The 12,212-nt window shown below is 28.1% G+C and carries 10 protein-coding genes; all 10 read left to right on the forward strand.

Annotated elements, in window-relative coordinates; genetic code table 11:
- Positions 1–959, forward strand: a 959-nt coding sequence (locus tag QK892_RS09690) for a sensor histidine kinase (protein WP_317273349.1), incomplete at its 5' end; no start/stop codon positions are given.
- 195 nt (positions 960–1,154) lie between these two features.
- Positions 1,155–2,834, forward strand: a complete 1,680-nt coding sequence (locus tag QK892_RS09695; protein WP_317273350.1) for a GH3 auxin-responsive promoter family protein — start codon at positions 1,155–1,157, stop codon at positions 2,832–2,834.
- 240 nt (positions 2,835–3,074) lie between these two features.
- Positions 3,075–4,097 carry an iron-siderophore ABC transporter substrate-binding protein gene (locus QK892_RS09700; RefSeq protein ID WP_317273351.1) on the forward strand — a complete coding sequence of 341 codons (1,023 nt, stop codon included), beginning with the start codon at positions 3,075–3,077 and terminating at the stop codon, positions 4,095–4,097.
- Position 4,098: 1 nt separating this feature from the next.
- The gene (locus tag QK892_RS09705) at positions 4,099–5,097 is read left to right on the forward strand and encodes a FecCD family ABC transporter permease (RefSeq protein ID WP_317273352.1); all 999 of its coding nucleotides are present in this window, start codon (positions 4,099–4,101) and stop codon (positions 5,095–5,097) included.
- Positions 5,094–6,125, forward strand: coding sequence for a FecCD family ABC transporter permease (locus QK892_RS09710; protein ID WP_317273353.1), 1,032 nt, complete (start codon positions 5,094–5,096; stop codon positions 6,123–6,125). Before QK892_RS09705 ends, QK892_RS09710 begins: the two co-directional genes overlap by 4 nt.
- Entirely contained in the window at positions 6,125–6,931 is an 807-nt protein-coding gene (locus QK892_RS09715; RefSeq protein ID WP_317273354.1) for an ABC transporter ATP-binding protein, read from the forward strand. The genes QK892_RS09710 and QK892_RS09715 overlap by 1 nt, the downstream gene beginning before the upstream one ends.
- A gap of 206 nt (positions 6,932–7,137) precedes the next feature.
- Complete coding sequence (locus QK892_RS09720; RefSeq protein WP_317273355.1) at positions 7,138–8,997, forward strand: phytoene desaturase family protein; 1,860 nt, start codon at positions 7,138–7,140, stop codon at positions 8,995–8,997.
- Between the two features lie 3 nt (positions 8,998–9,000).
- Positions 9,001–9,930: an ABC transporter ATP-binding protein gene (locus tag QK892_RS09725; RefSeq protein ID WP_317273356.1), complete on the forward strand. Its 930-nt coding sequence runs from the start codon at positions 9,001–9,003 to the stop codon at positions 9,928–9,930.
- An 18-nt stretch (positions 9,931–9,948) separates the two neighbouring features.
- Positions 9,949–11,079, forward strand: a complete 1,131-nt coding sequence (locus QK892_RS09730; protein ID WP_317273357.1) for an ABC transporter permease — start codon at positions 9,949–9,951, stop codon at positions 11,077–11,079.
- 9 nt (positions 11,080–11,088) lie between these two features.
- Positions 11,089–12,186 carry an ABC transporter permease gene (locus QK892_RS09735; RefSeq protein ID WP_317273358.1) on the forward strand — a complete coding sequence of 366 codons (1,098 nt, stop codon included), beginning with the start codon at positions 11,089–11,091 and terminating at the stop codon, positions 12,184–12,186.
- The last annotated feature ends 26 nt before the right edge of the window (positions 12,187–12,212 follow it).

The following is a 12,212-nucleotide window of genomic DNA, read 5'->3' on the forward strand; positions in this document are numbered from 1 at the left end:
GATTAATATGTATAACATATGATAAAGATATTAATATTAATTCTAAAGATGACTCTTTTATGGATGAGATCGTAAATAAAATAAGTATAATAGTAAAACAAATTAAGAATAAAGATGAGATAGAATCTATAATAAAGAAAAAAGATGAATTAGAATCTATTATTGAATTAGAATCTATAAAGACAGACTTTTTTGCTAATGTTTCTCATGAATTTAGAACACCAGTTAATGTAATACTTTCTATTGTACAGTTATTAAATACATATATTAAAGATACAAGTAATATTAATAATGATAAATGTAGAGAATATTTAAGTGCTTTAAAACAAAATTCATATAGATTATTAAGGTTAGTTAATAATATTATAGATATAGCAAAGATAAATAATAATGCTCATAATTTGAAATTAGAAAATCATAATATTGTTAGTATAGTAGAAAACGTAACTATGTCTACAGTAGAATATGCAAAAGATAAAAAACGAAATATAATTTTTGATACAGATGAAGAGGAAGTAATCTTAGCTTGTGATCAAAATATGATTGAAAAAATTATTCTTAATTTAATATCAAATGCAATTAAATTCTCAAATAACAATACTGATATAGAAATAAAAATAAATACAAGATTAGATTTAAAGAGAGTATTTGTATCTATTAAGAATTATGGGGAAGCTATAGAAAAATGTGATAGAGAAAAGATTTTTGGAAAATTTACTCAGGTAGATGATTTATTTATTAGAAGAAATGAAGGATGCGGAATAGGACTATTTTTAGTTAGAAAATTCGTTGAGATTCATAATGGTAAAATATATGTAGATGATATAGAAGAGGCTACTCAGTTCACATTCTATCTGCCTATAGAAACTATAGATGAAGAGTATATATATAATGAAATAGTTGATGAAAATAATATTGCAGAGAAATGTAGTATTGAATTTTCTGATATATACTCATAATAAGAATTGGAAATATTATACTAAAGTTAGTTTACATAATAAAATTTAACCAACACTTATATCCATAGAGATATAAGTGTTTTTTATACTATTTAATTAATATAGAAAGAGAAGAGTTTAATAAGTACTTTAATACCATTTTTAGATAAATCTCATATAATATCTATGAAAAACTATCATAGGATGTGTAGAGATATGTCCATAATAAGTAAATTACTTTATAGGACAATTATTAGTTGTGGAGGAATTGTAGAAAATAATTTTAACAAAGAAACTAAGAACTTTAAGAAAGTAAATGAGGACGTTTTATTTAATATTTTAAATAAAAATGCGTCTAGTCTAATAGGAGAGAGATTTAAGTTTAAGAATATACTTTCAGTAAGTGATTTTAAAGAAAAAATGCCATTAGTTGAATATTCTTATTATGAGAAATATATTGAGCGTATGGCTAATGGTGAAAAAAATATACTAATAACTGATAAGGTTGAGTATTTTGGTCATACTTCAGGAACTACAGGTAAGCAAAAGTTAATACCTGTAACAAAGTCTAGTAGACTTAGGGCAGCAAAATATATGGCATTATTAGTCACAAGATTCTCTTATAATAATTTTAAAGAATATTGGAATTATGGTAAGGGGTTAATGATAGCTGATACTGTTAAAACTGATTACACTAAGGGAGGTATCCCTATTTGCTCAGCTACATCTGGTGGAATGAATAGCATAAAAAGCATTTTACCTTATTTATATACTTCACCATATGAAGTGATGGGGATTAAGGATAAGGAAGTGGCACTTTATTTGCATGTACTTTTTGGATTAAGAGAAAAGGGATTATTATATATATCTGGAGTATTTATTTCTAATATCTTAGACCTATTAAGAATAATGGAAAAGAATTCTGATATGTTAGTAAGAGATATACGTAAAGGAAGATTAAGTAAAACATTGAATATAGATGAAGAAACCAGAAAAGCATTAAATAAGTATTTATCACCAAATGCAGCTAGGGCAGATGAATTAGAGAGAGAATTCAAAAAAGGTTTTGATGGGATTTGTAAAAGAGTATGGCCAAACTTTCAATATATAGCTTCAGTTACAGGGGCTAATTTTGCAATTTATGATGATATGGTAAATTTTTATACAGGATATTCTCCTATATATTCACCTTGTTATGCAGCAACAGAAGGGATTATAGGTATAAATCCATATGGTAAGAATATAAGATATGTGATAATACCAGACACAGTTTTTTATGAGTTTATATCTTCAGAAGAATTGAGCAAAAAGAATCCTACAACACTTTGTGCAGATGAGCTAGAATTAGGAAAAAGTTATGAATTAGTTATTACTACCTATAGTGGACTTTATAGATATAGGTTAGGTGACGTTATTAAGGTAGTAGGTTTTTATAATAATTCACCTGAAATAGAATTTTTATATAGAAGAAACCAGATATTAAATATGGTATCAGAAAAAACAACAGAGGAGCATTTAACTACAGCTATCAAAAATACAAAAAATAAACTTAAACTAAATTTAATAGACTATACAGCTGTAGCTGATAATTCTACAACACCTGGTAGATATAAGTTTTATTTTGAAATTAAGGGAAAAATCACTAAAGAATTAGTCAGAAATATTGAGGAAAATTTAGATAAGGAACTTGAAAATTGTAATTTAGCATATAAAAGATTTAGGAAGAAAAATGGACTAGCTATGACAAAGGTAATAATACTTGAAGAGGGAACTTTTAATAAGGTGAAGGATTTTTTATTAACAAAAGGAGTTTCAAAAAATCAAATTAAGATTCCAAGAGTAGTCACAACAAATAAAAAAGTTTTAGGTATTATTGAAGATAATAAACTATTATAAATTAAATAATATTTCTTAAAAAAGTTACTATATCTTATAGTAGCTTTTTTTATAGATTTGAAATTAATATAGCATTATTTAGAGTATATTAATAAATTAAGTCTCTGTAATATTTTGGATAGATAAAAATCATTGACAAAGATTACTTGCAAATATAGAATTAGTATCATAAGTAATTGAAAATCATTAACAATTAAGAATTGGAACCATAAAAAATAATGATATAATTGGAGGATTATTATGAAGTTAAAAAAATTAAGTACTGTAATTATTGCATGTGCATTTCTAATGGTGGGATGTTCAGGTACAAAAACAGGTGAAAAAAGTGCATCTGAAATAAACAATAATGAATCAGGAAGTTATCCAATGACGATTAAGCATGCATATGGAGAAACTGTAATTGAAAAAAAACCAGAAAATATTGCAACAATTTCTTGGGGAAATCATGACGTACCTTTAGCATTAGGAATTGTACCAGTAGGAGTATCTAAAGCTAATTATGGTAAAACAGATGAAAATGGTTTATTACCATGGACAGCTGAGAAATATAAAGAATTAGGAGTAGAAAATCCAGTTGCTTATGATGATATAGATGGTTTAAATTATGAAGCTATAAGTGAGTCTAATCCAGATATTATATTAGCTGCATACTCAGGTATAACACAAGAGGAGTATGATTTGTTAAGTGAAATTGCACCTGTTATTCCATATCCTGAACTTCCTTGGCAAACACTTTGGAGAGAACAAATAACGATGAATTCTACTGCAATAGGTAAAAAGGATGAAGGCGATAAATTAGTTAAAGATTTAGATAAATTAATAGAAGAAAAGACTGGTGAGTATAGTCAACTTAAAGGTAAAAAAGCTGTATTCTGCTTTTTCAATCCATCAGATTTAGGAAAATTTTATATATATCTGCCAACAGATCCTCGTGCAGCATACTTAACTGATTTAGGATTAGAATTACCTGAAAGTGTTAATGAAATTGCAAATGGTTCAGATAGTTTCGCTATTGAGATTAGTTCTGAAAATATTGATAAATTAACAGATGTAGATTTGATAATAACTTATGGAAATGAAACATTAATAGAACAATTACAAGCAGATAGTTTATTAGGAACTCTTCCAGCAATAAAAAATGGTTCAGTTGCAATTATAGAAGATGGTTCTGCGTTAGCAGCATCAGCTACTCCTAGTGCATTATCTATTCCAGCTACAATAGATGAATTTTTAAAGATACTAGGAGAGGCAGCAAATAAGTAGAATGAAACATAAAAAAACAATAGGAATATATTTAATAAGTTTTATTTGCCTAGGTTTATGTATAATAGCATCACTAGCATGGGGCTCAAAAAACGTTGAATTATCTCAAATGATAAATGCTTTATTAAATAGCAGTGATATGTCTTTTTCGGCATTAGTTGTACGTGAGCGTATTCCTAGAACTATTTTTAGTATTATAGCAGGGGCTTCACTTGGAATATCAGGAGCCCTTATGCAATCTATCACTCGTAATCCTATCGCAGACCCTAGTATTTTAGGTGTAAATACAGGTGCTTCTTTATTTGTAGTAGTAGGAATTGCATTTTTTAATATAAATACGCCTAATCAGTACATATCGTTTGCGCTTATTGGTGCAGCTATAACAGCAATATTTGTTTACGGAATATCATCTATTGGAACAGGTGGTATGACTCCTATAAAACTTGCTTTAGCAGGAGCTGCTACGAGTGCAGCCTTATCTTCTTTAATAAGTGCAATTATTCTTCCGCGTGCAGATGTAATGAATTCATATAGGTTTTGGCAGGTTGGAAGTGTAAGTGGTGCTACTTGGGAAGGGATAGGTGCAATATTACCATTTTTAATAATAGGAGCAATTATAAGTATATTAGCAACACCGGCATTAAATGCCCTAGCATTAGGTGATGAAGTTGCAACTGGATTAGGTATAAATACAGGATTTGTCAGGCTTATATGTGCAATAGCAGGAGTAATATTGTGTGGTGCAATAACTGCAATAGCAGGACCAATTGCTTTTGTGGGGCTAATGATACCGCATAGTATACGTCTTATTTTTGGTTCAAATATGACAAGTATAGTTCCTATGTCAGCTATAGGAGGGGCAATGCTTTTAACTATTTCAGATGTTATAGGAAGAGTAATCGGAAGTCCAAGCGAACTTGAAGTAGGAATTATTACTGCATTTTTAGGCGCACCAATCCTTATTATGATTGCTAGGAAAGCGAAGGTGAGGGCTATATGATAAATACAACTAACACTATGATAAAAGAAGGTTACAAAAAAAGAAAAACTAGGTTATTTAGTGTTACTATAGCACTTATTATTTTGACTATTTGTCTTTGTGCTATGATGCTTTTATATGGAGAAACTAAGTATCCATTAAGCACTGTTATAAGAGTTCTTAGTGGGGAACAAATACAGGGGGCATCATTTGCGATTGCAACACTACGTTTGCCAAGAATGCTTTGTGGGCTTTTAGTTGGTTTTGCTTTCGGGATAGCAGGAAATACATTTCAAACAATGCTTAGAAATCCATTAGCTAGCCCTGATATTATAGGTATAACTTCAGGTTCTAGTGTTGCAGCAGTATTTTGTATATTAGTTCTTCATATGAGTGGAATTAACGTTTCTATAGCTGCATTAATTTCTGGACTTATAGTATCAATTATTATATATACATTATCTAAAGGCTCAGGATTTTCAGGGGCTAGATTAATACTAATAGGAATCGGTATGCAAGCAATGATAAATGCATTTATCTCTTTTTTACTACTAAAAGCTTCACAGAATGACGTAGCAATTGCTCTTAGGTGGTTGAGTGGTAGTTTAAATGGAATGCGTACGAAAGATGTTCCAATATTATTTGTCATTGTAGTTATATTTGGAGGTATAATTTTATTCCTAACGAAGCATCTTCAAATATTAGAACTCGGGGATGAATTTGCGACTACTCTGGGAATTAAAATAAATTTAATTAGAATTATATTAATTTTAAGTGCGGTATTTTTAATTGCTTTTTCAACTGCTGTTACAGGACCAATAGCCTTTGTTGCATTCTTGTCAGGACCGATAGCATCAAAGCTTGTTGGACCAGGATCAGCAAATGTTTTAGCAGCAGGTTTAGTTGGAGCAGTATTAGTACTTGGAGCAGATTTGATTGGGCAATTTGTATTTAGTACAAGATTCCCAGTAGGTGTGGTTACAGGAATGTTAGGAGCGCCATATATGCTATTTTTACTAATAAGTATCAATAGAAGGGGGCAAGCATAATGAATAAAAAACAACAAGTATTCAAAGCACAAAATATAATAGCAGGGTATGATAAAAAGATTATAATTGATGGAATAGATATAACTATTCCTAGCAATAAGATAAGTGTTATTATAGGAGCAAATGCATGTGGAAAATCAACTTTATTAAAAACCCTTGCAAGGCTTATTAAACCTAATTCTGGAGAGATTATAATTGATGGTAAGAAGATAACTGCAATGCCCTCTAAGCAATTAGCAAAAGTATTAGGATTATTACCTCAATCTCCAGTAGTTCCGGAAGGAATAACTGTTTGGGACTTAGTTTCAAGAGGTAGATTTCCATATCAATCATTTTTAAAAAGTATGGATAAAACAGATTTTGAAGCAATAGAAGAATCACTTGAAATAATGGGGATAACAGAGCTTGCTAATCGGAGTGTAGATGAATTATCCGGGGGACAACGTCAGAGAGTTTGGATTGCTATGGCACTTGCTCAACAAACAGATATACTTCTTTTAGATGAACCAACTACATACCTTGATATTACTTATCAAGTAGAGATTCTTGATTTGTTGACAGATTTAAATCGTAAAAGGGGTACTACTATTGTTATGGTACTTCATGATATAAATCTATCTGCAAGATACGCAGATTATATATTTGCTCTTCGTCAAGGAAAATTAATTGCTGAAGGTATACCATCTGAAGTTATAACATCAGAATTAATTAATAATGTGTTTGGTTTAGATTGTATGGTTATAGATGATCCAGTATCTCAGTCACCTTTTATAGTACCAAGAGGAAGACATCATGTTAACAATTAAAAATGTTAAATTTAAAAGCAATAGAGTTAAGTCTATTGCTTTTTTGTGTATAAGGGGTTCCAAAGTCTAATATATACATTTTATATATTTCATATTTTATCCGATTTTTTTTAGTAATAGGTAATGATATTATACATATATTTTTTAGGTCATTTGAATAAGATTAGTAATAGAATAATTAATTATCAATTGAAGAGAGGGATATAATGTATGATGTTATTGTTATAGGGGCAGGGATATCAGGACTTACAGCAGCAGCTTTACTATCAAAACGAAACTTGAAAGTTTGTGTAGTAGAGGCTCAATACAAACCAGGTGGGTCTTGTGGGATATTCAAAAGAGGAGATGTTGTCTTTGAACAAGGTTCAGCAATGATATATGGATTTAATAATAGGGGATTTAGTCCACATAGATTTGTTTTTAATGCACTAGAAGAGCCAATAGATATTATAAAGCATGACGAGTTATATGCTATAAATTTTGGAGAACATAGAATAATATTTTATGAAGATATAAATATGTTTATTGATGAGTTAGTAAAAGTATTTCCAAATGAAAGAAAAAACTTTAAAAGGTTTTATTCAGATTTATCCAAGAGATATTTAAAAATTATAGCAGAAGATCCAAAGTTTATTTCACCAGATGCTATGAAAAAAGAAGTGGGATTAAAATCCTTATTAAAGCATCCTATTGAATATATACGTTTCTTGGGTTATATGAATAAAAATACAGAAAGTATTTTAAAAAAGTATTTTAGAGATCCAAATGTATTTAATTTATTCGATAAGCTGACATCTACATACTGTTATACTACTGTTAAAGAAACACCAGCTATACTATCTTCTATAATGTTTGTAGATAATCATTTTGGGGGTAGCTATTATCCAGCAGGATCAACATTGAATTTAGTAGGAAAACTAGAAAAAGTGATAGAAGAAAGTAATGGAAAAATGATGTATAGCAGTGAAGTAGAAAAAATAATAATAGAGAATAATACATCTACAAAGGTTAAGCTAGATAATGGAGATACTATAAGTGGTAAATATATTATTAACTCAGGAAATGTTTGGAATCTATATAATAAATTGATAAAAGATGATTCAAGTGAAGAAATGAAAAAGTGGGCAAATTCCTTAGTGCCATCATATCCATCAGTAGTAATATTTGCACTTGTAAAAAAAGAAGTTATTCCAAGTGGAACACTACCTATTGAAATGCTAATAGGTGATAAAAGTAGATTAGAGGAAGGAGAAATTACTGTTTATACTTTAAGTATAGATGATAAAACGCTTTGTCCAGAAGAATACCATACAATAATGGCTATAGGACCTAGTTTTAAAGAATGGCCAAAAGGTTTTAAGAATAATTATAAAACAGAAGAATATAAAAAAATGAAAGAAATCGAGAAAAATAGAATGTTAAATGTTTTAGAAAAAAGATTTCCTGGATTTAAAGAAGGTTTATGCCATGTAGAAATAAGCACACCTACTACTTTAAACAGATATGTATTAAAAGAAGGTGGTAGCGTAGCAGGACCTAAGCAAAAGTTAGGACAGCATATGAATAAAAGATTAAAAGCTAAAAGTGAGATAAATAATCTCTTTAATTGTGGAGAATCTACTGTTATGGGAACAGGAACGCCAGCTGTTACAATATCTGGAGTTAGTGCTTCTAATCTTATATTAAGAGAATTAGGGATTGAAGAATTTGAATATAAAGAAGACATGAAGAATTATGTTAATATAGTAAAAAAGCCATTTGAATATAGTCAAATGAAAATAGGAAGAAATAAAAATGAAGACAAGCTTGCTAAATTAGCTCTAGAATGTGAGTTCTGTGAGAAGCCATTATGCGAGAAAAAGTGTCCATATAAGCTTTCTATTAGAGATATAAATAGAAGGGTTGCAGTAGGCAATTTTTATGGAGCAAAGAAAATATTAAAAGCTAATAATACTAACCCATGTTTAACATGTATAAGTAGGGAATGTGAAAAGTATTGTATTAGAAAGATAAAATCTAAGGAAGTGAAAATAAGTGAAATAAATACTAAACTTGAGGAGCTATAAAAAATGTACATTCTTCAAATTAAAAATCTGCATAAAAAATATAATGACTTAGAAGCTATTAAAGGTATAAATTTATCTATTAAAAAGGGAGAAATATATGGCTTATTAGGTCCAAATGGAGCAGGTAAAAGTACGTTAATTAAAATTATTTCTGGAATTGAAAATATAACTTCTGGAGAAATAATATTTGAAGAAAAAGACACTAATATTAATAAGTACAAAATGAATATTGGTTTATTGCCACAGGATATAGCTATTTATGGTGAGTTTACAGCTAGAGAAAATGTATCATTCTTTTGCTCTCTATATGGGTACAAGGGGAAATCACTAAAGATAAGAGTAAATGAAGCTTTGGAATTTGTTGGACTTTTAGATTTTCAAAACAAGAAATCAAATGAGTTTTCTGGTGGAATGAAGAGAAGGTTAAATATGGCATGTGCAATAGCGCATAATCCTAAATTAATAATAATGGATGAACCAACTGTTGGTATAGATCCACAATCTAGAAATCATATCTTAGAATCAGTGAAAAAAATAAAAGCAGAAGGAACTACAATAATATACACCTCGCATTACATGGAAGAAGTCGAAGAACTATGTAATAATATTTCAATTATGGATAATGGAAAAATAATAGCTCAAGGAACAAAAGAATATTTAAAAAGTAGCTTTATCAAAGAAAATAGTTGCACCATAAATCTTAAAAGACAAGTTTATAATATAAAAAAACAAATTAGTAAGATACAAGGTGTAAAAAAAATAGAAGTAAATGATAGAGTAATAAGGTGCTATTACTCTAAAGATGCTAATGTGCTTCCATACATTATGAATACTATATTTAATAATAATGGAATTATAGAAAGTATAAGAAGTGAGGTTCCTACATTAGAAAGCGTATTTTTACAATTGACAGGTAAACAATTAAGAGATTGAAATAACTGTGAGGTATGTATGATATTAGTTAGTTTAATAGAAAAGGAAGTTATTTATTTTTTTAGGAATAAATCTAATGTTGCTACAATGTTTATTTTTCCAGTGGTTCTTATACTAATTATGGGATTTTCATTAAACGGCCTTATGAACGTAGATAAAAATATATTTGAAAATCAAAAGGTCTATTACAAGATTAATTATATAAATGGAGATACAAGATATTTAAATATATTCTTAAGTTTTAAAGCTGAATATGAAACAAATATGAAAGTAGAGTTTATAGAGATATATGATGAAGGTGATGGAAAAAGGAATGTAAATAATTATAATGGATTAGCTTATATAGAAATAAATGAAGCTAATTATAATTTTTATAGAAATGAAAAAAAGGAAAGTACATCACAAAAAATATTCAGAAGTATTTTTGATAACTTTTTAGAAAGATATGCTGTAATTGAAGAGATGACAATTAAAAATCCAATGGGTATAGATGATTTAATAAAAGAAGAAAGCAGTATAAAGATAAATGAAAGTGGAATAGCTACTAATGGAATAAGTTCATTTGCTTATTATACATTTGCTGAACTAGTATTAATAATATTATATATTTCACAGATAACAAGCATATCAATGTATATAGAAAGATTTGAAAATACATTGAATAGATTAAGAATTACTAAAGCAAGTAATCTTAGTATTATAACATCAAAGATTGTTTTGGGAATGATTATAGGAATTATTCAAGTGATTGTTGTATATTTCATTAGTAGGTTTATTTTGAAAATTAATTGGGGAGATAATTTAGTAGAAATAATAATGGTGTTAATTGCTTTGATAATTTTCAGTTCTATTTTAGGTATAGCTGTGAGTCTAGTGTTTAAAGATAGTAAAACAGCAAATAGTTTAATAAACTCTCTATTAATAGTTTTAGGCTTCTTAGGGGGAGCATATCTTCCCATATCACTAATAAAATCAAATATAATAACAAATATATTATGTCAAATAACACCTACATATTGGGCAAATATATCTTTATTAAGTTTAAGTTCTGGCATTTTAACTAATTATCCAATAATATCAGTGATAATAAGTTTAGAATTATCATTAATATTATTTGCATATGCATTAATAGCAAGTAAGCGAGAGTAGGTGTAAATATTGATTAAGATAATGATAAATACAATTAAAATATTATTTAAGAAAAAAAGTTTTATTGTTATGTCAATAATTGCTCCTTCCATTATTATTGTTCTATTTAGTTTTGCATTTGGAAGAGATGTGAATTATAGAGTAGGTATAATTGATAATGATAAAAATTATATTTCCAATGAGATAATTCAAACTATAGATGATATAGATAATGTAGATGTCGTAGATATAAGTAGAGATAATTATGAAATATTACTTATATCTCATCAAATTCAAATGGTAGTTTCCATAGAAGATGGATTTAGTAATAAAGTGCTTAATTTGGAGCCGGTAGAAATTCCATTAAAGTCAATCTCAAATAGTGATATTAAAGAAACTATAGTATCAATTATAAAGTTAAAGGTAGATAATTTAAGTTTAATAGCTAAAATAAGTAATAAAAATATAGATGTATTTAAAGAAAACAATGAAGGTTACAAAGAAAATATAATTAAATATAATTTAAATAATATTGAAAGCTCCAGACCATCTATAGAAAACTCTTTAGGAATGGTTATAATGATGATATTTATAAGTGGTTCAGCTATAGCAAGTTTTTTAATTGAAGATGATGAGAATGGGACAAGAGAGAGGGTTTTAGTTAGTGGTATTAAACCACAAAAATATTATTTGGCTTTAATTATAGTGTTTTACTTATTATCATCTATAAGTAGTATTATATATTATTTCCTATGCAAATTACTAAACATAGATTTTAAAGTTATTAATCCGAATTACTTTTTAATTGTTATGCTATTATTAAATTTAGTTGTCATATCTTTTAATTTATTTATAGTTAGCTTTACAAAGAACAGATATATTACAAATATAATTAATATATTAACGGTGATACCAACATGTATGATGTCAGGTTTGTTTTGGGACTTTGAAATTATGCCAAATTCTATTCAAAGAATAGGAAGCTTACTGCCACAAAGATATGTTATTAAGGCCATTGAAGATTTACAGGCTTACTCTGGCTTAAGTTCTATTTATGATTATATTTTTTATATGATAGCTTTATCTTTAGGTTTATTTATATTAAGCTACATAAATTTAGAAAGATAAGTTAATATTATAAGGCTAATAAATCT

It is taken from the genome of Clostridium lamae (assembly GCF_033043255.1).
Classification (GTDB): Bacteria; Bacillota; Clostridia; order Clostridiales; family Clostridiaceae; genus Clostridium; species Clostridium lamae.